The sequence below is a fragment of the Rhizobium sp. CB3171 genome (assembly GCF_029714265.1).
GTDB lineage: Bacteria > Pseudomonadota > Alphaproteobacteria > Rhizobiales > Rhizobiaceae > Rhizobium.
Genome location: NZ_CP121653.1, coordinates 31,468 through 56,937 on the forward strand (window position 1 = coordinate 31,468; position 25,470 = coordinate 56,937).

At 59.4% G+C, this 25,470-nt stretch carries 21 protein-coding genes and 1 pseudogene; 17 read left to right on the top strand and 5 right to left on the bottom strand.

The window, feature by feature from the left end; translation table 11 throughout:
- Positions 1–211 precede the first annotated feature (211 nt).
- Positions 212–1,771 carry a radical SAM protein gene (locus QA648_RS19450; RefSeq protein WP_283053026.1) on the top strand — a complete coding sequence of 520 codons (1,560 nt, stop codon included), beginning with the start codon at positions 212–214 and terminating at the stop codon, positions 1,769–1,771.
- Between the two features lie 240 nt (positions 1,772–2,011).
- Positions 2,012–3,973 (top strand): elongation factor G, encoded by a 1,962-nt coding sequence (locus tag QA648_RS19455; RefSeq protein ID WP_283053028.1) that lies wholly within the window; start codon positions 2,012–2,014, stop codon positions 3,971–3,973.
- Positions 3,974–4,036: 63 nt separating this feature from the next.
- Here QA648_RS19455 and QA648_RS19460 read toward each other — a convergent pair whose 3' ends face one another.
- The gene (locus QA648_RS19460; RefSeq protein WP_104825973.1) at positions 4,037–5,077 is read right to left on the bottom strand and encodes a LacI family DNA-binding transcriptional regulator; all 1,041 of its coding nucleotides are present in this window, start codon (positions 5,075–5,077) and stop codon (positions 4,037–4,039) included.
- Positions 5,078–5,224: 147 nt separating this feature from the next.
- Between QA648_RS19460 and QA648_RS19465 the strand changes: the two genes are divergently transcribed.
- The 15 genes and pseudogenes from QA648_RS19465 (at position 5,225) to QA648_RS19535 (ending at position 21,663) form a co-directional block, all read left to right on the top strand.
- Entirely contained in the window at positions 5,225–6,199 is a 975-nt protein-coding gene (locus tag QA648_RS19465; protein WP_199773635.1) for a sugar ABC transporter substrate-binding protein, read from the top strand.
- Positions 6,200–6,295: 96 nt separating this feature from the next.
- Positions 6,296–7,345 (top strand): ABC transporter permease, encoded by a 1,050-nt coding sequence (locus QA648_RS19470; protein ID WP_283053031.1) that lies wholly within the window; start codon positions 6,296–6,298, stop codon positions 7,343–7,345.
- A gap of 10 nt (positions 7,346–7,355) precedes the next feature.
- Positions 7,356–8,351: an ABC transporter permease gene (locus QA648_RS19475; protein ID WP_104825975.1), complete on the top strand. Its 996-nt coding sequence runs from the start codon at positions 7,356–7,358 to the stop codon at positions 8,349–8,351.
- A 10-nt stretch (positions 8,352–8,361) separates the two neighbouring features.
- Positions 8,362–9,168, top strand: a complete 807-nt coding sequence (locus QA648_RS19480) for an ATP-binding cassette domain-containing protein (RefSeq protein WP_283053035.1) — start codon at positions 8,362–8,364, stop codon at positions 9,166–9,168.
- Positions 9,169–9,265: 97 nt separating this feature from the next.
- On the top strand, positions 9,266–10,171 hold the full coding sequence (locus QA648_RS19485; protein ID WP_104825977.1) for a sugar phosphate isomerase/epimerase: 906 nt from the start codon (positions 9,266–9,268) through the stop codon (positions 10,169–10,171).
- A complete protein-coding gene (locus QA648_RS19490; RefSeq protein ID WP_283053037.1) occupies positions 10,168–11,229 on the top strand; it encodes a Gfo/Idh/MocA family oxidoreductase in 1,062 nt (353 codons plus the stop codon). The genes QA648_RS19485 and QA648_RS19490 overlap by 4 nt, the downstream gene beginning before the upstream one ends.
- Positions 11,230–11,240: 11 nt before the next feature.
- Positions 11,241–12,413, top strand: coding sequence for a Gfo/Idh/MocA family oxidoreductase (locus tag QA648_RS19495; RefSeq protein ID WP_260304590.1), 1,173 nt, complete (start codon positions 11,241–11,243; stop codon positions 12,411–12,413).
- Positions 12,414–12,491: 78 nt separating this feature from the next.
- Positions 12,492–13,433 carry a sugar phosphate isomerase/epimerase gene (locus QA648_RS19500; protein WP_283053039.1) on the top strand — a complete coding sequence of 314 codons (942 nt, stop codon included), beginning with the start codon at positions 12,492–12,494 and terminating at the stop codon, positions 13,431–13,433.
- A complete protein-coding gene (locus QA648_RS19505; RefSeq protein WP_283053041.1) occupies positions 13,430–13,723 on the top strand; it encodes a putative quinol monooxygenase in 294 nt (97 codons plus the stop codon). Before QA648_RS19500 ends, QA648_RS19505 begins: the two co-directional genes overlap by 4 nt.
- Positions 13,724–14,653 (top strand): TIM barrel protein, encoded by a 930-nt coding sequence (locus tag QA648_RS19510; RefSeq protein ID WP_283053043.1) that lies wholly within the window; start codon positions 13,724–13,726, stop codon positions 14,651–14,653.
- An 18-nt stretch (positions 14,654–14,671) separates the two neighbouring features.
- Complete coding sequence (iolC, locus tag QA648_RS19515; RefSeq protein ID WP_283053045.1) at positions 14,672–16,594, top strand: 5-dehydro-2-deoxygluconokinase; 1,923 nt, start codon at positions 14,672–14,674, stop codon at positions 16,592–16,594.
- Entirely contained in the window at positions 16,591–18,429 is a 1,839-nt protein-coding gene (iolD, locus tag QA648_RS19520) for a 3D-(3,5/4)-trihydroxycyclohexane-1,2-dione acylhydrolase (decyclizing) (protein ID WP_283053047.1), read from the top strand. The genes iolC and iolD overlap by 4 nt, the downstream gene beginning before the upstream one ends.
- 12 nt (positions 18,430–18,441) lie before the next feature.
- Positions 18,442–18,555 (top strand): annotated as a pseudogene (locus QA648_RS19525) (5-deoxy-glucuronate isomerase); the annotation flags it as partial.
- A gap of 77 nt (positions 18,556–18,632) precedes the next feature.
- Positions 18,633–19,022, top strand: a complete 390-nt coding sequence (locus QA648_RS19530) for a tautomerase family protein (protein WP_283053049.1) — start codon at positions 18,633–18,635, stop codon at positions 19,020–19,022.
- A gap of 61 nt (positions 19,023–19,083) precedes the next feature.
- Entirely contained in the window at positions 19,084–21,663 is a 2,580-nt protein-coding gene (locus QA648_RS19535) for a methyl-accepting chemotaxis protein (protein WP_283053051.1), read from the top strand.
- A 27-nt stretch (positions 21,664–21,690) separates the two neighbouring features.
- On the opposite strand, the gene QA648_RS19540 is transcribed toward QA648_RS19535, so the two are convergent.
- The 4 genes from QA648_RS19540 to QA648_RS19555 are packed head-to-tail and all read right to left on the bottom strand — an operon-like array spanning position 21,691 to position 25,378.
- Positions 21,691–22,524 (bottom strand): ABC transporter ATP-binding protein, encoded by an 834-nt coding sequence (locus QA648_RS19540; RefSeq protein ID WP_260304595.1) that lies wholly within the window; start codon positions 22,522–22,524, stop codon positions 21,691–21,693.
- A complete protein-coding gene (locus tag QA648_RS19545; RefSeq protein WP_283053053.1) occupies positions 22,521–23,510 on the bottom strand; it encodes an ABC transporter ATP-binding protein in 990 nt (329 codons plus the stop codon). Before QA648_RS19545 ends, QA648_RS19540 begins: the two co-directional genes overlap by 4 nt.
- A gap of 2 nt (positions 23,511–23,512) precedes the next feature.
- Positions 23,513–24,370: an ABC transporter permease gene (locus QA648_RS19550; RefSeq protein ID WP_104825989.1), complete on the bottom strand. Its 858-nt coding sequence runs from the start codon at positions 24,368–24,370 to the stop codon at positions 23,513–23,515.
- 3 nt (positions 24,371–24,373) lie between these two features.
- Positions 24,374–25,378, bottom strand: coding sequence for an ABC transporter permease (locus tag QA648_RS19555; RefSeq protein WP_104825990.1), 1,005 nt, complete (start codon positions 25,376–25,378; stop codon positions 24,374–24,376).
- Positions 25,379–25,470: the final 92 nt, after the last annotated feature.

Sequence of the window (25,470 nt, forward strand, 5' to 3'; positions counted from 1 at the left end):
CGACGCTCGATAAGCTACCGCCTTTCGTTAGCTCATCGAAATTTAATTTTGAGCTCATTTACGGCTGCTAATACTGCATTCTGTGCTGCCGCCAGAGATATGGCTCCCGTTCGGGTTGGGATAGCGGAACAAGCATCAAGCCCAATCCAACCGAAAATAGCCTTAGCAGAATACCGTACTAGATCCTCCAAGTCATGGAGCGGTGGATTCAATGGCTCATATCATCATCATCAATCCGCGTTTCGAAACCTCTTATTGGGGCATGGAACACGCGCTTCCATTGTTTGACGTAAAGGCGAACCTTCCGGTCGCCTGCCTGCCTCTCCTGGCGGCGCTCACGCCTGCCGAACACACCGTCACGCTTGTGGACGAGAATGTCGAGCCGATCGACTACGATCTGTGCGCGCAAGCGGATATCGTCGCGCTCACGGGCATGATCGTCCAGCGGTTCCGGATGAAGGAAATCCTGACCGAGCTTCGAGAACGCAATTGTTTCACCGTGGTCGGAGGACCGTGGGTCACGGTCAAGGAGGACTATTTCGAGGGACTTGTCGACGTCACTTTCATCGGCGAGGCCGAGGAGACCTGGCCGCAGTTCCTGCTCGAATGGGCGGAGGGTCGTCATGCCGGGCGTTACGCGCAATCCGACAAGACCGACATGAGCAAGGTACCGATCCCGCGTTTCGATCTGCTGAAAATGGATGAATATGCGGTCGGCAGCATCCAGTTCTCGCGAGGCTGTCCGTTCACCTGTGACTTCTGCGATATTATCGTCGTGTTCGGGCGCAAGCCGCGGATCAAGGCCAGCGCACAGATCATAGCCGAGATGGAGGCATTGCTGTCTGTCGGAATGGATACGGCGTTCATCGTCGACGACAATCTCATTGGTAACAAGAAGGCGATCAAGGAGGTTCTGCGCGACGTCGTCGCTTGGCAGGAACGCAACCACTATCCGATGACGTTCCTCACCGAAGCCTCAATCGATCTTGCTGACGATGACGAGCTGATGCAGCTCATGGTCGATGCCAATATCCGTGTCGTCTTCATCGGCGTCGAGACGCCGAACAAAGCAGCACTGCGCGAAACCAAGAAACTCCAGAATCTCAGAAAAGGCGGCACGATGCTGGAGAAAATCCACATCATCCAGCAGACCGGAATGGAAGTGTGGTGCGGCATGATCGTGGGTTTCGACAGCGACGACCCGACGATCTTCGAAGCCCAACGCGTCTTCATCAAGGACGCGCGGATCGTCAACGCCATGATCGGTATGCTGGCCGCCATTCCCAAGACGCCGCTTTATACGCGCCTAGAGAAGGAGGGACGGCTGGATCACGATGATCCTCCAGCCTTTGGCACCAATGTCATTCCCCTTAATCTCAGCCGGGAAACCCTGCGCGACGGCTATCTCTCCGTGTTGAGCGATCTTCACCAGCCCGCTGCCTATTTCGACAGGCTTGATGCGCTTTATCTCGATGCCCGTATTCAGCCGGAACGCTCGCGCCTGCGCCATCTGCGCCGCCATCCCATCCGCCTCATCGCCTTAAATCTCACATGGGCTTTTGAAGCTGCGGGCATTTTCACGAGATTGATGCGCCGGGTCCAGGATCCGGAGCTGCGCAATATTTATCGCCAACGCCTGTGGAAACTCCTTTTGCGCCGTCGTTCTCCCGTGATCCTACAGATCTATGCCATCAAATGCGCCATGCATTATCATGCGCATAAAATGGTCCAGCAAATGCGGTCCGGCGGCGACATCGTCAATTCATTCTGATTGGCAACCCGACGAGGGGAGGGCGGGCCGCCGACACGGTCGCCCGCAGGCGAGGCGCAACGGAGATTCTTGCTTCCGACCTTACCGGTCCGATCAAATCGATCTCACCACGATCACAGCGAACACAAGCTAATCTCACCTACATCTTAATAAGAAAAATGTGCCTCTGGCGCCTTGCCGCGGTTCGGGGCATCCTGTGATGGCCGAAAATTGTACTTTATGGCAGTTGGAGGAATACCGATGCGCTGTTTTACCGTACTTGGACCCTCGCAGACCGGAAAATCGACGGTCGTTGAAAAGCTCAGCTCCCTGGAAGGGCCGCCGAGAAAATCCAGCTCCCCTTACGGGCTGAACCTGACGGAATTTACCTTTGCGAACGAAACCTGGTGTGCGCTGGATGCGCCGGGACCCAACGAAGCGCTGGCGCATGTGCAGCATGCCCTTCTTGCCAGCGACGCCTGCATCCTGTGCATTTCACCGGCTCCCGAGGAGGCTGTGCTCGCCGCGCCCTATCTGCGCGTGATCGAGTCCTCGGGGACGCCTTGCATCCTCTTTGTCAACCGGATGGATGAACCAAGGGGGCGGCTGAGGGATGTCATTGCAGCGCTTCAAGATTACGCCAATCACGCCCTTCTGCTTCGCCAGGTCCCGATCCGCGAGGGGGACAGGATCGTCGGGAGCTGCGATCTGATTTCGGAGCGGGCATGGCAGTACCGGGAAGGCCAGACTTCGGCGCTGATCGCAATCCCCGAAAGTGCCGCCGAACGCGAGCAGGAAGCGCGCACCGAGCTCCTGGAGCATCTGTCCGAATTCGACGACTGGCTCCTCGAGGAACTGATCGAGGACCGGGAACCGGCGAGCGACGCGCTTTATGCCATTTCATCGCGGGTCTTGAAGGAAAACAGGGTTATCCCGGTGCTGATCGGTGCCGCAAGTCACGGAAACGGCATGATGAGGCTGATGAAGGCGTTGCGTCATGAGGCGCCGCAGGTCACGGCTCTTCGCCAGCGTCTTGCTCGCGCGGCCTCCGTCGAGGAAGGGAGGCTGACAGCGGTGAGCTTCCATGCCTATCATCGTCAGAATATCGGCAAGACGGTGTTGGTGCGTGCGCTGGGCGAGGGGCTGCGGCAGGGCGCATCGCTGGGCGGCTCCAGCCTCGGCGCCGTGCAGGGTCCCGCAAACGGAAAGTCCAATGCGGCTGTCGTGCCTGCGCCGGGAGATGTCTTCGCGGCGGTCAAGTCAGATCACCTGCCCGTGCCTTCGCTGTTGACATCGGACGCGACGGTCGCCCCGCCCGAGTGGACGGAACCACCGACGCCCATGCTTGAAAGAATCCTGGTTCCGGGCAGCGAACGCGATGAAAACAAGCTATCCGAAACGCTGGCAAAACTTTCCGAGACGGATCGCGGCCTGATCGTCTTGCAGGAAGAGGGCACCGGCGCCCAGCTCGTTCGCGCCCAGGGACCGGTGCATCTGCGCGATCTCTGCCGAACCCTGGCCGATGTCTTTCATATCGACGTGACCGACCGGACGCCCAGCCCGATCTACCGCGAGACGATCGCGAAATCTTCGGATGTTCACTACCGCCATCGCAAACAGACGGGCGGTGCGGGGCAATTCGCGGATGTGAAGCTGAACATCCACCCCAACGCCCGCGGCCAGGGTTTCACCTTCAACGAAACGGTCAAGGGCGGCGTCGTTCCGCGCAACTATATCCCGGCGGTCGAAGCAGGCGCACGCGAAGCGATGGAGAAAGGGCCGCTCGGTTTTCAGGTCATCGATGTCGGAGTGACCCTATCGGATGGCCAGCATCATGCCGTCGACAGTTCGGAACACGCCTTCCGGACCGCGTCGAGGATGGGAGTGCGACAGGCGCTTTCCGAAGGATCGACTGTCCTAATGCAGCCGATCTTCCGCAGCGAAATCCACATTCCGTCGGTCTATTCGGGCAATCTCGTCCAGATCGTCTCCGCTCTCAAAGGTCAGGTACTTGGCTTCGACCGGGATGAAGCCGCCAAGGGATGGGATATTTTCCGCGCGCTCGTTCCGGGCAGCGCCCTTGACGATCTGGCGCGGGCGCTGCGCTCGGCGACGCAAGGCATCGGTTATTTTTCCAAGGCCTTCGATCACTTCGAGGAGCTTTACGGCAAGGAGGCGGACGCGGTCATCAAGGCGCACGAGACACAACGGGTCGAGCACTGAAGCGTTCGCGACGGATAAGCATGTACGCAGCGAGGCGTGACGCCCTTGCTGCGTAGAGTTGGATCAAGTCCACATGCTTTCCGGCGTCAGGATATCGAAGGGAACAATCCGCTGCTCGATCGAGGGCGTGTCTCTCGATTCGACGCGCCGTAACATGACGTCGATCAGTTCCTCTGCCATCTTTTCCGAGGGATGGCAGAGCGACGCCGTGATGAGCCTCTCGCTCAATCCCTTTCTCGTCTCCGGTCCGACATCACGGGATACGATCTTCACCTTATGCTGCCTGTCCGGCGATAATTCCCGTACGGCGCGCAATACGCCGGAAATCCCCCCGCCATTGACGAACAGGCCGCAAAGCTCGTTTTCAACTGCCAAGAGGTTCCGCACGATTTCATAGGCATTGTTGGGCTCTTCATAAGTCAGCAGCGGTTCGCTGACATGGAGCTGCGGTGCGTGCTCGCGCATATAGGACCGAAAGCTTGCATCCGCTATGTCCTGGCACTGATAGCGGTTGCTTCCGATCAAGGGGAATACTTTCCCGGGCTCATGTGCCGCCTGGTTTATAAACCACGCCGCGGTGCGGCCGATTTTCCAGTTGTCCGTGCCGACGAACCCCGCACGGCTCGCTGCGGAGATGTCGGTCACGAATGCGACCGCCGGCACCCCCTTGCTCCGCAATTCGTCTATCGCCTGGCTGACCAGCGGATGATCGGCCGTAATCATCGCGACGGCGTCCGCGGTTTCTCCCATTTTCAGGAGATTGGCAGAAACCGCCTCGGGCGAAAGATCGTCCTCGAATACGACATTGGGCTCAATGACCACATCGCGGTGACGCAAGGCCGAATTCGTCAGCGCCTCGGCCCACATTTGATACAGCGGTCTGTGAGACTGCTGCATCAGAAAGGCAAGCGTTCGATGGGGCAGGTTGTCCCGCTTTCGTTCGCGTAGCGCGCCCAGGCCGTAGAAGCCGATTTCGTCTGCGGCTTTCAGAATGCGCTCAACTGTGTCTTGCCTGACAGAGCCCGTCCCGTGGAGAAGCCTGTTCACTGTCGAAAGGCTCACATCCGATGCTCGGGCCAGATCGGCGATGGTTGGTCTATTCATGACAGCTCCCGAAAAGTGTCATTTTTGAAAGACACGTTATGAAACAAAATCACCTACGTGTCAGTATTACAGTTTCGCAATGGCATCTCAAGGATTAAACATCATGTCGCATTGTGGTCCCCAATTGATGGGGCTCGGGAGGAAGATATGAAACGCATGAAGCTTATCGGTGCAGCGTTGCTGACGACTGTTGCCCTGTCCATGGGTGCTACGACAGCGTTCGCCGCAAAAATCTTTGTCGTCGGCGGAAAGCCTGACGACCCGTTCTGGTCGATCGTAAAGCGCGGTGCAGAGGATGCCGGTGCTGTTGTGAAGGCACAGGGCGGTTCCGTCACTTGGCTCGGCCCGCAGAACTACGACAATCTCGGTGTCGATGCGGCTGAACTGATCCGCCAAGCCATCTCCCAGGGCGCGGACGCCATCGTCGGCCCCGACTGGGTCCCGGAAGCGATGGACCCTGCATTCAAGGCCGTCGTCGACAAGAAGATCCCTCTGATCATTTATAATGCAGGCGGTGTTGCCGCTGCGGATCGTCTGGGCGCCATGAATTACATTGGCAGCGACGACTACAAGGCTGGCGTTGCCGCCGGTAAGTATTTTGCGAAGAACGACATCAAAAGCCTGGTCTGCATCAACACGCTTCCGGGTGCCGCCAACATCGAAGCGCACTGCAAGGGCATGACCGATGGCGTCAAGGAAGCGGGCGGCAAGGGAGATACATTGCCGCTGCCGGCAACCTCCTTCGGCAATTCCACAGCGGTTGCCCAGGCCGTGAAAGCCTATCTGCTCCAGCATCCGGATGTCGGCGGCGTCTACACGATCGGAAACGTCGACGCGAATTCCGCGATCAACGGCATCATGCAGTCCGGCAAAGTCGGCAAGGTCAAGGTCGGCGGCGTCAACATGGACGAGACCATCCTCAACAATATCAAGAGCGGCACGCAGATGTTCACGATCGACCAGCAAGGCTATCTGCAGGGCTATCTGGCCGTGTCGATCCTGAACGGCAATGTGAATTATGGCCTGACCGTGCCGACCCGCGAAATCCTGACCGGTCCTGGGATTGTCGACGCGTCAAACGTCGAAGCCACGCTTGCGGGAGTGAAGGGCGGCGCTCGCTAAGCGCGTCGCGGGCAATCGACGACTGCATTGCCCGGCCATAAGCGCCGGGCGGTGCGGCGCCGGTCGAGTTCACCCTTAACCTTCGGGGAGGAAGTAATGGCTTTAGCCACCCAGAATAAGGTCGCCACCACGAAGCCCGCCAGCGTAGGGTTCCGGGCTTCAATTGGACGACTGTCGCGTCGGCCCGAAGTAGGCTCCTTTCTCGGCATGATCGCCGTGTTTGTTTTCTTTGCGATTTTCGCAGGAGAAGTCTTTGTTTCGGCGGCGGGCTTTGCGAGCTGGTTGAACGTTGCAGCCGAAATAGGCATCGTTGCGCTTCCGATCGGACTTTTGATGATTGCCGGTGAACTCGACCTGTCCGTCGGCGCCGTCATTCCGGCCTCGTCTCTGACCGTGGCAATCATCTCCGGCTACTATGGCGCACCGGACAGCGTTGGTATCGCTGCGGCGCTGATCATGGGCCTTCTCGTCGGTTTCGTGAACGGCTATCTCGTGTTGCGCACCGGGGTCCCCTCGCTCATCGTCACGATCGGCGTCATGTTCGCCGTGATGGGGCTGACCTTGGGTTTCGCGGTCTTGCTGACCGGCTCCACCAGCACGGCTATCGTGCCCCATGAGTTGTCGAAGGCCTTGTTCGGGCAGTTCATCGCGGGCATGTTCCAGGTCACGATCTTCTGGTGGATTCTCTTCGCGGCCCTTCTGGCCTATCTCCTGCACATTTCGCCCTACGGCAATTGGATTTTTGCCATGGGCGGCGACAGGGTCAGCGCCCGCAATGCCGGCATTCCGACCGAGCGCCTGACGATCTCGCTCTTCATGATCAGCAGCTTCTGCGCAGCCTTTGTCGGTGTAAGCCAGGCAATGGTCTACCAGAGCGCCCAAGTCGCGGCGGGCCAATCCTTCATATTCAACTCCATCATGTGCGTGGTGATCGGCGGCGTTCTCCTGACCGGCGGCTTCGGATCGATCATCGGCGTGGTTTTGGGCACCATCACTTTCGCGATGGTCAACCAGGGCATCTTTTTCACGAGCTTCGACCCCAACATGGGCAGCGTGATCATCGGTGCACTTTTGCTGGTTGCTGTTCTGATGAACGACACCTTCCGCAAGATGGCGTTGTCTTACTCCGCAAAGAAAAAGAACTGAGGGGGAAGCTATGTACAGACCCGATTTCAGAAATCTGGTGCGGCGTCCCGAGGCCGGATCGATTCTCAGCCTTATCGTCGTCATCGCCTTCTATGTGATCTTCGGAGGTGTCCAGCTCGGCAATCTCTTCGGCGCGGCAAGCTGGGTGAACTTTGCGGCCAATCTCGGCATCGTTGCGCTTCCCGTCGGCTTGCTCATGATCGCCGGCGAACTGGACATCTCGATCGGTGCGATGATCCCGGCAGGGTCCATGAGCATTGCGGTCATCTCCGGCTACTATGGATTGCCAATCGTCGTCGGCATCGGGGCAGCGCTGGGGATCGGCATTCTGGTCGGCCTGCTGAACGGTATTCTCGCCGTTCGCACCTCGGTGCCTTCGCTCATCATCACCCTCGGTACCCTCGTGGCCATGCAAGGCATTGTGCTGACGGCCTCCGTGCTGATCACGGGCAACGCCAGCGTTCCTTTGAATGCTCCTGATTGGGCCAAGATGATCTTCGGCCAACTGCTCGGCGGCAACTATCAGATCATCATTCTCTGGTGGCTGGCGGTGACTGCGATTTATGCAGTGGTTCTCCATCAAACCCGCTTCGGCAACTGGATCTTTGCCATGGGCGGCGACAAGGAAAGCGCGCGCAACGCCGGTATTCCGACACGCCGCCTGACGGTCTGGCTCTTCGTGCTCTCCTCGACCAGCGCATCGTTCGTCGGCATGTGCGGCGCCATCCTGTTCAATTCGGCCCAGGTCTCCGGCGGGATGAACTACATATTCAACGCGGTCGTCTCGGTCGTGGTGGGCGGCGTGCTTCTGACGGGCGGATTTGGTTCGGCCATCGGGATCTTCTTTGGAACGATCACCTTCGCCATCGTCAACCAGGGCATCTACTTCACCAGCATCGACCGCAATTGGTCGAGCCTCATCATCGGCATCATGCTGCTCGTTGCTGTGCTGATGAACAACACTTTCCGTAACATGGCGCTTACCTACGCGCCGAAAAAGAAGTGAGGTCGGGCCAATGAAAACGCCGATCATGGAACTCGAGAACGTCAACAAGTCGTTCGGTCCTATCGATGTCCTCCATAACATCAATCTGCAAGTTCACTCCGGCGAAGTCCTTTGCCTTCTCGGGGACAATGGTGCGGGCAAGTCGACGCTCATCAAGACCTTTGCCGGCGTCTACAAGCCGACCAGCGGTACCGTGAAATTCGAAGGCCAGCCCTTGTCGTTCAACAACCCGCGTGAAGCCGCCGATATGGGCATCGCCACCGTTCATCAATTTGGCGGCACGTTTCCGCTGATGAGTATCGGTCGATCCTTCTTTGTGGGGCGGGAACCGACGAAAGGGTTCGGTCCCTTCAAGATCTACGATCGCAAGACCGCCAACGAGATTGCGGTCAAAGCGGTTCGCGAATTCGGCATTACCCGGATTGACGATGGCGATCGCCTCATCGGCGGCCTCTCCGGCGGTGAGCGCCAGTCGCTCGCCATCGCCCGCGCGGTCCATTTCGGCGCCCGCGTGCTGATCCTGGACGAGCCGACGGCCGCGCTCGGGGTCAAGGAAGCAGCGCACGTGCTGCGCATCGTGCTTGAGGCACGAAAGCGCGGCCTGGCCGTCATCTTCATTACCCACAATGTCATCCACGCGATGACGGTTGGCGATCATTTCGCGGTCCTGATCAAGGGCGAAAAGGCGGCCGACTTCCGCAAGGGTGAGAAAAGCCGCGAAGAAATTACCGATCTCATGGCGGGCGGCGAGGCGATGGCCGAGCTGGAGGCCGAGATCGAAGCCCATGCAAACAGCGGGCACGCCTCGGTAGCCTGAACCGCTACCGACACGAGACACGACGACAAACACGAAACCGGCTCACCCGCCCTCGCGGGTGGGATCTCCAAGTGCAACCTTTTTCGGGTAACCATTCATGAAAATCGCTATCGACCCCTTTATGCACCGCCATCTCTCTCTCGAGGACCTGCCCTCGAAGGTGAAGGAACTTGGCTACGATTGGATTGAACTTTCTCCGCGTGGGGATTTCCTTGAGTGGTTCAAGGCGCCGCGCGTGTTTCCCGAACGCATCAAATCGTTCAAACGCGCGTTGAAGGACGCGGACGTCGGCATTGCATCGCTCCTGCCGATGTATCGCTGGGCCTCGAATGACGAGGTCGAGCGCCAAGCCGCGGTCAAGCACTGGAAGCGCGCCATCCAGATTGCGGTCGAGCTGGAAGTGGATGTCATGAACTCGGAATTCGGGCGCGGCCCGCATCCCGACAAGGGCTCCTGCTATTGCTGCCATACCGGTTCGATGATCGAAGCCTGCGAAGACGCCTGGTGGCGCTCGATGGAAGAACTTGTGCCGATTTTCGAAAAGGAGGGGATCAATCTCCACGTCGAGCCGCATCCGGAGGATTGGTGCGAAACCCTTCAGCCGGCGCTCGACATCATCCGCACGGTCAATTCCAAGAACGTCAAGTTCCTCTATTGCGCGCCTCACACCTTCTATTTCGGGGACGACACCAAGGCGATGCTGCGCGAAGCCAAGGATGTGCTCGCGCATGTCCATGTCGGCGACACGTTTAACCATAAGGCGTCTTCCGGCCTGCGCTACATCCTCAATCCGCCCGGCACGCAGGCGCGTGTACATCAGCATCTGAATATCGGTCAGGGAGAAGTCCCCTGGGACGATTTCTTCAGCACCCTCGCAGACATCGGTTTCGACGGCATCATGACGGCCTGCGTCTTTGCCTGGGAAGACAAGGCCGATCACTCCGGCAAGTTCATGCGTTCCGAAATGCAGCGTTACGTCGACAAGTATTGGAGCGCGAAATGAGCCTCAACGTTGGAGTGATCGGCACCGGCATGATTGGGCAGGATCATATCCGCCGCCTGACGAAGGTGCTCTCCGGCGTCAATGTCGTCGCGGTGAACGATATTGATGCCGCTCGCGCAGCCTTGGTCGCGCCTGATGGAGCGACGGTATTCGATACGGCCCGTGAGCTCATTCGGGCCGAAACAGTCGAGGCGGTCGTCGTCTGCTCCTGGGGGCCGGCGCATGAGGAACAGCTTCTGGAATGCATCGCTGTCGGAAAGCCCGTTTTCTGCGAAAAGCCGTTGGTGACGACGGCGGCGGCGGCCCGCCGTGTGATGGATGCCGAAGTCGCCTTCGGTCGGCGCCTTGTTCAAGTCGGTTTCATGCGGCGGTTCGATGCCGATTATCGCCGCTTGAAAGCGACCCTGGACGACGGCGCGCTCGGCGCCCCATTGATGTTCCATTCGACGCATCGAAACGCCTCTGTGCCGGAGGGACTATATACGTCGGAGATGCCGCTCAACGACACGCTCGTCCACGACGCCGACATTTCGCGTTGGCTGCTCGATGATGAGGTCGCGGGCGTTGAGGTCCGCGTGCCTCGGCGTTCAAGCCGCGGAAACGAGCTTCGCGATCCCGTCGTGGTGCTACTGCATATGGCCTCCGGCGCGCTTGTCGATGTCGAGATCTCCGTGAACATTGCCTATGGCTATGACATCCGCGGAGAGGTCAGTTGCGAAGCCGGTACGGTGAGCCTGCCGCTTCGCCCCGCAAGCGTTATCCGGGACATCCACGGTGTTCGCCAGGCCGTGCCGATAGATTGGCGCGAGCGCTTCATAGAGGCCTACGATCAGGAATTCCGCGAGTGGATCGTCGCGGCGGGGCAGGGCACTGCGACCGGTCCTTCCACGTGGGACGGCTATGCCGTGACGCTGGTTGCCGACGCCGCTCTTCGAGCCGTGGAAAGTGGTGCTCTTGAAAAGGTGGATATGGTCACCCGACCGGCTCTCTACGCTTCCGAAAACGATCGGCCCGATCACGGGCAATTTTCGCAACAGCGAATGAAATCAGCGTCCTGAAAGGTTCATACATGCTGAACGGAGAAAGACTTATCGAACGCCCCTTGCGTTGGGGGATGGTAGGCGGCGGCCGCACCGGGCAGGTGGGATACAAGCACCGAACCGGCGCGCTGCGCGACGGCACCTATCGGCTGGTGTGCGGTGCCTTCGACCTCGACGCCGAACGCGGTCGCGATTTCGGCGTGAACCTCGGGGTCGATGCCGAGCGCTGCTATGCCGATTACAAGGAGCTGATCGCCAAGGAGACGGCACGGGAGGACGGCGTCGACGTCGTCTCGATCGCCACGCCGAACTTCACGCATTATGAGATCACCAAGGCCTGCCTCGAAGCCGGCCTCCACGTGATCTGCGAAAAGCCGTTGTTCTTCAGCGTCGCCGAATGCGAGGAGATCGAGAGGCTTGCCGAGGAAAAAGGACTGATCGTCGGCGTGACCTATGGCTTCACCGGCCACCCGCTGGTGCACCAGATGGCGGCGATGGTTGCCAAGGGCATGCTGGGTGAGATCCGCATCGTCGATCTGCAATACACGCACGGCTTCAACGCGGGCGATGATGTGAATGCGCCCGAAGCCGTGAAGTGGCGCACCAATCCCGTAACCGCCGGCCCGACCTTCGTTCTCGGCGATATCGGCACGCATCTCTATTACCTGTCCGAGGTCGTGCTGCCGCACCTGAAGATCGAAAAGCTTCTGTGTGACCGCAAGGCGTTCATCCCGAGCCGCGCGCCGCTCGAAGACCATGCCACCGTGCTCATGCACTATGACAACGGCGCGCGCGGCCGGCTATGGGTGTCCTCCGTCAACGCTGGCAACATGGGATCGCAGCGTTACCGCTTCGTCGGTTCCAAGGCTTCCGTGGAATGGTCCGACAGCCATCCCGACCAGTTGCTCTATGACGTGCAGGGCGAGCCGAACCGCATCCTGCATCACGGCATGCCTTATCTCGAAAAGGAAAGCCTGGCAGTTGACCGCATGGGCGCGCTGCATACCGAAGGTCTCGGGGACAGTTGGTCGAATATCTACCTTTGGATTGCCCAGGCCATCGACGCCAAGCGACGCGGCGACGAAGCGTTTCTCAGAGATCATCATTATCCGGGCATCAAGGCCGGCACCGAAGGTGTCCGCTGGCTGGAGAATTGCGTGCGTTCGGCTGACGCTGGCTCTGCCTGGATCGATTTCAAGTGATCAACCGGGGGCGCGCTGATCCCTCCCAACTCCTCCCAAGTGCGCCCCCAACCCTCTCGCAACAAGAAAGACAAGGCCATGAAACTTTCCATTTGCACCGATGTGATGGGGAACCTTTCCTTCACGGAGATGCTCGACAAATGCGTCAAACTCGGTGTCGAGGGTATCGAGATGACCGGCGGCGGCTGGTCGCGCGCACCGCATTTCCGCGCCGACGAGCTCCTCGAGGACAGGCAGCTTCTCAAGACAAAGCTGAAGGAGATCGAGGCGCGTGGCCTCGAAATCGCCGCGCTCAACTGCTCGGCAAACCCGCTTGATCCAGGCGACATGGGCAAGCGCCATCGCAGGGAAATGGAGCAGACCATCCGCCTTGCCGGCGAGATCGGCGTGAAGACCATCGTCACCATGTCGGGCCTGCCGGAAGCGGCTCCCGGCGACAGCGTTCCCAATTGGCTCGTCTATACCAAGAGCTGGCCCGACGAGATGCCCGAGCGTGACCGCTATCAGTGGGAAGACCGGGCCTTCCCGCTCTGGCATGATCTGGTGAAGCTGGCCAAAGAAGTTGGCGTCGAAAAATACGCGCTCGAAAACTTCTCGGCTATGCTGGTGTGGAATCCCGAGACCCTTTTCCGCCTTCGCAACGAAGTCGGCCCGACGGTCGGGATGAATCTCGATCCGTCCCACCTGATGTGGATGGGTGCGGACCCGATCGCTTCGGCGCGTGCGCTCGGCGGCGCGATCCATCATTGCCACGGCAAGGATACACGCATCGAACGCGGTTTGGCTGACGTCAATGGGCTGCTTGAGCTCAAGGACGTCACCGACGTCGCAAACCGTAGCTGGAACTATGTCGCCGTTGGCGCCGGCCACGATCTGCAATGGTGGAAGGAGTTCTTCTCCGTCGTCCGCATGGTTGGCTACAATGGTTGGGTCAGCCTCGAAATGGAAGATTTCACCATGTCGACGGACGCTGGCATCCAATCCTCGATCGACGCGCTCCAGGCCACGATCAGCCGATGAAACGACCGTACAAGTTCATCGTCACGATTGAGCTTGTTCCGGGGACGCGGGACGAAATCCTCGCCCGCGCCCCGGACGTACAGGCGAGGACGAGGGCGGAAACCGGTTGCCTCTCCTACGACTGCTTCACCTGCACCGATGACCCCAACCGCTTGGTTTTCGTCGAGGCCTGGAGAGACGAAACCGCCTATGCGGAGCATCTTTTGCAGGAGCACACGCAACGCTTCCTGGAATTCTACGAACCTTTTCACCGCTCCTTTATCTTCGAGACAATCACGGCTGACACCTGAATGCGCAACCCCATCACCATAACCACCGCGCCCTGCTGTTGGGGTGTCGATGATGTGAAAAATCCGCATCTGCCGCACTGGGAAAAAGTGCTGGACGAGGCGCAACAGGCCGGCTTCGGCGGGCTGGAGCTCGGGCCCTATGGCTATCTGCCTCTCGATCTCGGCCTGATCTCCGAGGCGCTGAACAAGCGCGAGCTAACGGTTGTCGCGGGTACCATATTCGATGACCTTGTTTCGACTGGAAATCGCGAGAACCTTTTGCGGCAGACCGATGAAATCTGCGCGCTGATCAGCCATTTGCCGAGGCCTCAGAACCATACGGGCCAACGTTACGCCGCGCCTTACCTCACCGTCATGGATTGGGGCCACGATGAGCGCGACTATGCTGCAGGTCACAGCGATCGGGCTCCTCGCCTCAAAGAGGCTGCATGGAACGGAATGGTCGAAAATATCCGCGCCATCGCCACGCTCGCCCGTGACCGATATGGCATGCGCGCGACCATTCATCCGCACGCCGGTGGCTACATAGAGTTTGCCGACGAGCTGGAGCGTGTCGTCAATGACATCCCCGCCGACCTGGCCGGTCTTTGCCTTGATACAGGGCACATGGTCTATTCCGGCATGGATCCGGTAGCCACCTTGCGCCGCTACTGGGATCGCGTCGACTACATCCATTTCAAGGATATCGACGCCAAAATCTATCAGGACGTGATGGGCAAGCGCATCCGGTTCTTCGATGCCTGCGCCGAAGGTGTCATGTGCCCAATTGGACGCGGATCCATCGATTACACCGCGGTGCGGGCTCTTCTCACCGAACTCGGTTACGGCGGCTACATCACGATCGAGCAGGAGCGCGACCCGCGCAACGCCGGCTGCATCCTCGATGACCTGGCGGCCAGCCGGTCGTTTCTAACACAAGTTGGTTTCTAAACAGCGGGGCGTTTCGACATGAAATCACTCGACGTCATCACGATCGGCCGATCCTCGGTCGACCTCTACGGTCTGCAGGTCGGCGGCCGGCTCGAGGACATGGGCTCGTTCAACAAATACATTGGCGGCTCGCCCACCAATATCGCCTGCGGTGCCGTCCGGCTTGGCCTCAAATCCGGCCTCATCACCCGGGTTGGCGATGAGCATATGGGTCGCTTCATCCGTGAACAGTTGACCCGCGAAGGCGTGGATGTCGGCGGTGTCGTCACCGATCCGGAGCGTCTGACGGCGCTCGTACTGCTCGGCATCCGCGACGAGGACACGTTCCCGCTGATCTTCTACCGCGAGAACTGCGCCGACATGGCGCTTTGCGAAGACGACATACGTCGGGATTACATCGCCTCGGCGCGCGCAGTTGTCGTAACCGGCACGCATCTTTCCAATCCCCGGACCGAAGCGGCCGTCCTCAAGGCGCTCGGCTTTGCGCGCGAAAGTGGCGCCAGGGCTGCCCTCGATATCGACTATCGGCCGAACCTCTGGGGTGTCGCCGGTCATGGCGAAGGGGAGAGCCGGTTTGTCGCAAGCCGGGAGGTTACGGAGAAACTTCAGTCGACGCTACATCTTTTCGATCTGATCGTGGGGACGGAGGAAGAATTCCATATCGCCGGCGGAACCGCGGATACCGTCGCGGCACTGAAGGCCGTTCGTGCCGTCTCGTCTGCAACACTCGTCTGCAAGCGCGGCGCCAAGGGCGCCGTGGCTTTCGAGGGCGCCATTCCGGACAATCTCGATGCCGGCATTTCGGGCGAAGGCTTCCCGATCGAGGTCTTCAATGTGCTCGGCGCCGGAGACGGCTTCTTCTCCGGTCTTCTCAAGGGCTGGCTGGATGGCGAAGATTGGCCGACGTCGCTCAAATACGCCAATGCCTGCGGCGCATTCGCCGTATCCCGCCACGGCTGCACGCCGGCCTACCCCTCGCTTGAGGAGTTGGAATTCTTTCTGAAACGCGGGGTCAAGCGCAGCGATTTGCGAAACGATCAAGCCGTCGAACAGATCCATTGGTCGACCAATCGCCACCGCAATCATGGGCAAGATTGGTCGGACTATCGGATCTTCGCCTTCGACCATCGCATTCAGCTTGAGCAGATGCCGGGCTATACACTCGAAAAAGGCGGCGCCTTCAAGGAGCTTTGCCTGCAGGCGGCCGTGCAGGTCCAGGCCGGCCGTCCCGGCTACGGCATCCTCTGCGACAACCGGATCGGCAGAAAGGCGCTGCACGCAGCCTCCGGCGCCGGTCTGTGGATCGGGCGGCCCTGCGAATGGCCGGGTTCGCGGCCTCTGACACTGGAACCCGAACTCGGCAGCGACTATGGCGGCCTGGCCGAATGGGCGCGCGAAAACGTCGTCAAGGTGCTCTGCTTCTGCCATCCCGATGACGACGCCGCAACGCGCGCCGATCAGGAAGCAACCGTGAAGCGCCTGTTCGAGGCATCGCGCCGCAACAATCTGGAGTTCCTGCTCGAGATCATTCCGTCGAAGGTCGGGCCGGTCAATGACGCGACGACCGCGATCCTGATCCGGCAATTCTACGAGATCGGCGTCTTCCCCGATTGGTGGAAGCTCGAGCCGATGAAAACCGCCACCGGCTGGTCCAACGCCATCGCCGCCATCGAAGAGAATGATCGACATACACGCGGCATCGTCGTGCTCGGCCTCGATGCGCCGGAGGCGGAGCTGGCCGCGAGCTTCGAGGTCGCCGCCGGATTTAGTCTGGTCAGGGGCTTTGCCGTCGGCCGAACCATCTTCGGCGACGTCGCACGCGCCTGGATGAATGGTGAAATCAAAGACGCCGCCGCCGTTGAAGAGATGGCAAGGCGCTATCGACGCTTGTCCTCGATCTGGGACGAAGCACGGACGGCCGCACGGGAGAAGGCAGCATGACAAAGACAATCAAGCTTACAGCCGCACAGGCTCTGGTCAAATGGCTCTCGGTCCAGATGACGGAGGATGGCGAGCGCTTCATCGAAGGTGTCTGGGCGATCTTCGGCCACGGCAATGTTGCGGGGCTCGGCGAAGCCCTGCACGGCATCGGCGATGCCTTGCCGACGTGGCGTGGTCAGAATGAACAGACCATGGCCCATGCGGCGATCGCCTATGCCAAGACAAAAAGGCGCAAACGCGCTCATGCCGTGACTTCCTCCATTGGGCCAGGAGCCACCAACATGGTGACGGCGGCGGCGCTCGCGCATGTCAACCGCCTGCCGGTGCTATTCATCCCAGGTGACATCTTTGCTAACCGGCGGCCCGATCCCGTTCTTCAGCAGATCGAGGACTTCGATGACGGCACGGTTAGCGCCAACGATGCCTTTCGGCCTGTCGTGCGCTATTTCGACCGCATTGCCCGGCCCGAACATTTGTTGACCGCGCTGCCGCGCGCCTTCTCGGTCATGACGGATCCGGCCAATTGCGGGCCGGTATGCCTTGCTTTCTGCCAGGATGTGCAGGCGGATGCCTATGATTATCCCGAAAGCTTCTTTGAGCCCAAGGTTTGGCGTATCCGGCGGCCGGAGCCTGATCCGCGGGAATTGGAAGAAGTTGCTGTCTTGATCGGCGCTGCCAAGAACCCGGTGATCATTTCGGGCGGCGGCGTGCTTTATTCCGACGCGGAAGATACGCTCGCCGCATTCGCGAAACGCCACAACATCCCGTTCGTGGAGACCCAGGCAGGCAAGGGGGCGAACGCATGGGATAACGCCTTCAATTTCGGCTCGCCCGGCGTTACCGGATCCGAATGCGCCAATCGCCTGTCGGAGAAGGCGGACCTCGTGATCGGGGTCGGTACCCGCTTTCAGGATTTCACCACCGGATCATGGGCGCTGTTCAAGAACGAGGGGCGAAAGCTCATCTCCATCAACCTGCATGGCTACGACGCCACTAAACATGGTGCGGCGCCGGTCGTCGGCGACGCACGTGTGACGCTCGAGAAGCTTTCCGTCCTGCTGGGCAACTATCGGGCTCCGTCGTTCGATGCGGAAAGCAGGGTTCAATGGCACGAGACCGTGAAGGCAGTCACGGCGGCGCCGGAAGCCGACCTGGTCAACCATCTTCCCACCGATGCCCAGGTCATCGGTGCCGTTCAACGCGTGGCCACCGACAAGACCGTGGTGATGTGCGCCGCCGGCACCATGCCGGGTGCGCTGCAGGTTCTGTGGCAGTCCGTCAAGGGTGGCTATCACATGGAGTACGGCTATTCCTGCATGGGTTATGAGGTAGCAGGCGCCATGGGCATCAAGCTTGCGGCGCCCGATAAGGAGGTCATCTGCTTTGTCGGAGACGGCTCCTACATGATGGCCAATTCCGAACTGGCGACCGCAGTGATGCGACGCGTTCCCTTCACCGTCGTTCTTACCGACAACCGTGGCTATGGCTGCATCAACCGCCTGCAAATCGAGTGCGGCGGGGCCGAATTCAACAATATGTACAAGGACTCCAACATAGAGGTCATGCCTGAGCTCGATTTCGTCGGTCATGCGCGCTCGATGGGTGCCCAAGCGGAAAAAGCCGCTGACATCGCCGATTTGGAAAAGAAGATCGCCGACGCACGCTTGCGCTCGATACCGACGGTCATCGTCATCGATACGGATGCGGTCCCCGGCACGGGAGCGGGCGGACATTGGTGGGACGTTGCCGTCCCGCAGGCCGGCGGCCCCGAGCGGCTTGAGCGCGCCCGCGAACACTATAATCGAAACGCCCGCGACCAGCGGACCTTCGACTGAGGGCGATCGAGCATGGCCGATCTTTTGCGCAAACCCTTTGGCAGTCATGGCCAAGTCCATGAGATTACGCCTCAATCGGCAGGCTGGCGGTTCGTCGGCCTCTCGCTGTATCGCCTGCGCGCCGGAGGTCGAGTGGATCATGGAGCGGGATGCAAAATGATCAAGCGTGCACTTCCAGCCGTCGTGTCATGGAGATTCGTCTCATGCCGCTGCTGAAGTTTCATCTCCATAAAGGGCGTACGGCTGACGAAGTAGCCTTGCTGCTGGACGCCGCCCATGACGCGATGGTGCAATCATTTGGCGTGCCTCGGGACGACCGTTACCAGGTCGTGTCGGAATACCAGCATCCCTATATGCAGGCCTGCGACACCGGGCTGGGAATCCCGCGGACTGAAAAATTTGTGCTCGTGGAGGTCATCTCGCGACCCCGCGGCCGAGAAGCGAAAGTCGCCTTCTATCAGAACCTATGTTCGGCACTCGCGGACAAATGCGATGTGCCAGCCTCCGACGTGATGGTCTCATTCATCGAGAATTCCGATGAGGATTGGTCGTTCGGTTATGGCCGTGCGCAGTTCCTGACGGGTGAGCTCTGACACAGGAACCTTCATTTCATGAGATCAGCCAATTTTATTGCTAGAGCGGGAGCAGGGCGCAATGAAATTATTTTTAAAATGGTTTTCCGGACTTAAATTCAGATTCAAGGTTGCAGGCGGCTTTCTTGTCATATTGATTTTGGCTGCGATTGTCGGCTCGGTTGGATATTCCGCAATTGTCGACCTGTCATCGCGCTTCAGCATCGTTGGTCGTTCTGCAGAGGTCACCAACGAGATGCAGTCGACATCGCTTCAGCGAGAGCGATATTTGTTCGATCCTGGCATCGAGAGTGCCAGCGCCACGCGCCAGCGGATCAAGGATCTCAACGCGGCGCTCGAAACGCTTTCTGAAGCGGTAAAGAACGATCCGTTGGTCACGGCCAAGGTCGCGGAAGTCAAGGCGACGGTCGATGAGTTCGCTTCCACATTTGACAGAGTGATTGCACAGACAGATCAGCAGCAACAGCGCCTTGCCACGCTTCAGCGAAGCATTTCGGATCTGGAAGCGCTGGCGGCCTCGATCAATGATGCCGTGGGCAAGGAAGAGAGCCGAATCCGGGTCGCAGCAGACGCGGCGAACAAGGAATTGAGCGCCGCCAATGGGCTGCTCGGCAGCGCGGTCAAACTGCAGCAGGGTGCGAACTCGATCAAAAGCATCCAGCAGGAAAGCGGCGGCGCGTTCCTGGGCGATTTTCTTCAGCAGGCGAAAACTGTCGCTGAAAGCATCGTCGCCGAGACGGAAAAACTCAATGGACAGCAAATAGACGGTTTGGACCCGGCGGTGCTTCCGAAACTCGCCCAGGCAGGCAAACTGCTTGAACAGTCGCTGGACGACATTGGCAGCACCGAGGATTTTAAGAGGAAATTCGACGCGCAAACGATCGTCGGAAAAACGGTCAACGAAATCCTCGCTTTGACCCAAAGCATCCAGGCGCAGACCTTTCCGCTGGTGGATGCCGCCATGAACAAGGCATCAGCATCATCGGCGGAGCTTTCCAAATTCAGGGAACTTGCAGTCCAGGCCGAAACGCTCGGCAGATTGGCGCTCGCTGCCCGCGCCGAAATGCTCAACCTGTTCGGTGGGTTCGGCGATACCGATCCGGCGCCGGTCGAGGGGCAGCTTAAGGGCCTCGTCGCGCTGGAAAAGACCATTGCGACTGCCGCAACCGCACTTCCCTCCATTGCCGACGACGTAAAGCAAATCCCTGTCTCGATTGCGATCTTTGACAAGGCGTTCAGGGAAATGCTTGTTGCGCAGGCCGATCTGGCAAGGGAGCGGGAACAGCTTGCGAAGCTGACGACTGAGGTCAGTTTGAAAATCGATACGCTCAATGCCGAGCAAATTAATACCGCTCATACGGCAGCCGGTTCTGCCACATTCAAAATCGCAGTCACAGTTCTGCTTGCGATTGCCGGCGGCATCTGCCTTGCCGTCATGCTCAACTTCGCCATCAGCCGCCCGATCCAATCCATGACAGACGTCATCCGAAAGCTTGCAAGCGGCGAAAACGACGTCCTCATCCCCGGCATTAATCGTGGGGACGAGATCGGCATCATGGCAAAAGCTGTCCAGGTTCTGCGAGCGACCGCAATCGAAAAACTCTCCCTCGAGGATAGGGCCGAACAAAATCGACGCGAAAGCGAGATCGAGCGTAACAACCGCGAGCGTGAAAAATTACTGGAGGCCACGAAGCTTCAAAAGGCCGTCAATGCCTTGGCTGCCGGTCTCAGACGCCTTGCTGCCGGCGATATCTCCATCGACATTGATGAAAAATTCAGTGATGAACTGGATCGGTTGCGCACAGACTTCAATTCGGCGCAGGCGCATCTTCGCGTCGCCTTGTCTGATGTCGAACGAAGCGCCACTTCCATCCGCTCCAACACGCGCGAACTCGATTTGGCGGTGAATGACCTTTCTCGCCGGACGGAAAAGCAGGCGACGTCTCTTGAGGAGACAGCCGCCGCCTTGGAAGAGATCACGGCCACCGTAAGTGCCTCCGCCGACCGCGCCAACGAAGCCGGGCAGATTGCCGCGAAAACATCCGACGCGACGTCGCATGCGCAGGATGTCGTGCGAAACGCGGTTTCTGCCATGGCCAAGATCGAGCAATCGTCGGAAAAAATCCGACAGATCATCTCCGTCATGGACGATATTGCGTTCCAGACGAACCTGCTCGCGCTCAATGCCGGCGTAGAAGCGGCGCGCGCAGGCGAGGCTGGAAACGGCTTCGCGGTTGTGGCGCAGGAGGTCCGCGAACTGGCGGCAAGATCGGCCACGGCGGCCAAGGAGATCACCTCCCTGATCAACACATCCAACGCGGATGTCACTGCCGGCGTCAGCCTTGTTACGGAAAGTGGTGGGACACTCCAGGAGATCGATCGCTACGTCAACGACATGCACCAACGCGTCAAGGCAATCGCCAATTCCTCTCAGGAGCAATTTGCCAGCATCTCATCGGTAAATTCCGCTGTGCGTTCCATGGATCATATGACCCAGCAAAATGCCGCTATGGTGGAAGAAGCCTCGGCCAGCACGGCAGCTTTGTCAGGGGAAGCCGAACGGCTGCATGACCAGTTTGCGCGTTTTGAACTTGGCGGAACTGAAGTCAAAAATCTTGAAGATGGGGTGACGGCTGCGTAGCGATTCTGGTCGAACGAGAGACCACGGCTAGGACCTTCGCCGGGCCTCCAACGTGGTCGATCCGAAGTCGGCGGAAAGGACCGCGTCTTTCAGTGCGCGGGAATAGGGATGCTGCGGATTGTCGAGGACGGCGCGCGCCTGGCCCTGCTCGACGATTTCGCCTTTGCGCATGATGATGATCTTGTCGCTGATGTAGTAGGCCGTCGCGAGATCATGGGTGATGTAGATGATCGAAAGCCCCAGCTCGCTTTTCAACTGCCCGAACAAATTGACGATCGACATGCGCAGCGATGCGTCCACCATGGAAACGGGTTCATCGGCGACGAGAAGGCGCGGCTGGGGGATGAGGGCACGCGCAATGGCGGTGCGCTGTAGCTGGCCGCCGGACAGTTCGTGCGGGAAACGGCCTTTCACCTCCGCAAGGCTAAGGCCGACATGCGCCAATGCGGCATCGGCTATCCGCTCGATCTCTTGACGATCCGGTCGCTGCGAGCCTGCCGAAAAGTTGCGGGCCGTTTCGAAGAGATAGCGGTCGACCCGTTTCAGCGGATTGAATGCCTCGAAAGGATTCTGCAGAACAGGCTGCACCTCTCTCATGAAGGCTCGGCGCTCGGCTGCGCCATGGATGGCGACGGCTTTGCCGCGGAAATCCAGCTCGCCTGCGGACGGTGTCGTCTGTCCGAGGATCATCGCCGCGATCGTCGATTTCCCCGAGCCCGACTCTCCGACGATCGACAGGATTTCCGGCTCTTCGCTGAGCTCGAAGCTGACATCCTTGACCGCCGTGATCTGGCGCCGGCCGAGGATGCCGCCCTGCCGGAAGATCTTTGTGACATGCGAGAGGGTAAGAAGAGCGCTCAAACCTGGTCTCCCGTAACGGCAAAACAAGCCACGCGCCGGCCGGGCTCCACTGTAACTAGCGGCGGAACTTTCTGCGTGCAGATATCCATTCGCTTCGGACAGCGCGGATGAAACCGGCAACCCTCCGGCGGCATGGCAAGATTGGGAGGACGTCCCTCCAGTGACGGACGCGTCTGGACGTCGCCGATGCGCGGGAGGCTCCCAACCAGATGCTGCGTATAGGGATGGAGCGGCATGTTGAAGAGCTTGCGGGTCGGCGCTTCCTCGACCAGGCGGCCGGCATAGACGATTCCGATGCGGTCAGAGACGGTCGCGTGCACACCCATATCATGCGTGACGAACAGGAAGGACGAACCCATCTCGTGCTGGATTTCGCGGATCATCGAGAGGACATCGCGCTGGACGATGACGTCGAGCGCGGTCGTCGGCTCGTCCGCGATGATAAACTCCGGGGTCAGGATCGTGGCGAGCGCGATGGTCATACGCTGGCGCATGCCGCCGGAGAGTTCATGGGGATAGGCGTCGAGCAGATTTGGATCGAGCTTCAGCCGCTGCAGATGGGTGGCGACTTTGTCGAAAAACTGGTCCCTGCCGACTTTCATATGCCGAAGTGCGAAATCCGTGAAGGAAAGACGGATGCGACGCACCGGGTTGAGCACGTTCATCGAGCCTTGCATGATATAGGACAGATGCAGCCAGCGCAGCGCCATGCGCTGCTCCGGCTTCATGGCATAGATATCCTGCGTGCCGCCGGCGAAATGGAACGTCACCTTGCCTGAGACGACCCTGAGCGGCGGCCGGATGGCGCCGGCGATGGTCTTGATCAGGGTCGTCTTGCCGCTGCTCGACTCCCCGGCAACGCCATAGATCTCGCCGCGGCCGATCGTCAGGCTGATATCGTCGACGGCGCGCACCTCGCGGTCGACGCCGTAGAGGAAGGCGCGGTAGTAGGCTTTCAGATTCTCGATTTCGACCAGGGCATCCATGGCTAACCTCCCATCCGATTGAGCCGGCTGCGCGGATCGTTGTATTCGTTCATCGACATGGACAGCAGGAACAGCGCCAGGAAGAGGAGCACGATGACGGCAACGGGCGCCGCTACCCACCACCATGTCCCGGCGATAAGCGCCGAATGGGCATTGGCCCAATAGATCATCATGCCCATGGTCGGCGTCTCGATATCGGTGAAGCCGAGCACCGAGAGCGTGATTTCCATGCCGATCGACCAGATCATATTGTTCATCGTCGTGGCGAAGACGATCGGAAGCACATAGGGAAGGTGCTCCTCCACGAGGATTTTCCGCATGCTCATGCCGGAATAGACGCTCTGGGTGGTAAATGGTCTTGTCTTGAGGCTGATTGCGACGGAGCGAATGAGCCTTGCATCGTAGGACCAGCCGAGCGAGGCCATCACCACGATGAGAACGCTCCAGGTCATGCTGTCCTTTAGCACGAAGTAGAACAGGATCAGCAACGGAAATTGCGGGATGACCATGACGCTGTCGTTGATCGCCATCAGCACCCGGTCGACCGCGCCGCCAGCATAGCCGGCAACGAGACCGACCACCAGCGATATGATGCGCGAGAGAAAGGCGACGCCGATGCCGAAATAAAGCGTGTTGCGCAGCGCAGTGGCGAGCTGCCAGAAGACGTCCTGGCCGCGCGACGTCGTGCCGAGCCAATATTGGCTATCGGGCGGCATGTCTGGCGGCAGAAGATAGATGTCCGTGGGGCCGTATGGCGAGAAATAGGATACGACTATCAGGCCGACGATGACGGCGAAAAGCAGCAGGCCGCTCAAGAACTCCACGTTTTGCCGCGCGAGGTCGCGGATGATCGTAAACATGCTCTATTCCACCTTGATGCGCGGATCGATAAGCGGGCTAAGGACGTCGATAATGAAGACGGCCGCCGCGACACCGACGATCGACAATGCGCTGAGGCCGAGGACGAGGCTGTAATCACCGGCATGCACCGCTGAAATCAGCAGGTTGCCGATGCCGGGATAGCCGAAGACGATCTCCGTGATCACCGTGCCGTTGAAGATGGCGCCGAGCGACATCGCAAGGCCAGTGAATTGCGGCACCATGGCATTGCGAGCGATATAGGAGCGGAGAATGCGCCTTTTCTGGACGCCGCCGAGTTCGGCAAAGACTACGTAATCCTCGGTGATGATGTTGGAGACCAAGGCACGCATGCCGATCAGCCAACTGCCGGTGCCGACGAGAATCAGCGAAAGCGCCGGCAGGATCGAATGCTTCAGAATGTCCAGGATCAGAGCCAGAGACAGGTTGAGATTGGTGTTCATCTCATAACCGCCGTTGATCGGCAGGATCGGCCACACGTAACCGAAGAGGATGATCAGCACGAAAGCGAAGATATAGTAGGGGATCGGTTGCATGGCGATGAAGATGAGGCTCACGGCCTTGAGCGCCATGTTTTTCCGATAATACCCAGCCAGCGCTCCGACTATATTGCCAAGAATGAATGTGATCAGCGTCGAAACTGTCATGAGCCCAATCGTCCAGGGCAGGGAGCGCAGGATGATTGTGGAGACGGGCGTCGGGAAGGCCGAGAGCGAGGGGCCGAGATCGCCGGTCGCAAGACGGCCCCAGAAATGCAGGTATTGCTGCCATATGGACCCTTCGAGACCGTAAAGCGCACGAAGGGACTGTCGCATCAATTCGACGGCGCGCGGGTCGGACTGACCCATCTGCTGAATCGAGCCGATGCTTTCCTCGACAGGATCGATCGGTGTCAGATGCGTAACGAAGAAGGTCGCGGAAATGCCGATGAAGACCACGAGCAGGAACTGGCCGAACCGCCTCAATAAGAAAACAGGATAAGACGCCATACCGCGGTGTTCCTTGCTGCTGGCACTTGCTTCAAGAAAGTTCGCCGGACCTGCCTAGTGTCCGGCGACAGGTACCTGACGCGGCGGACACC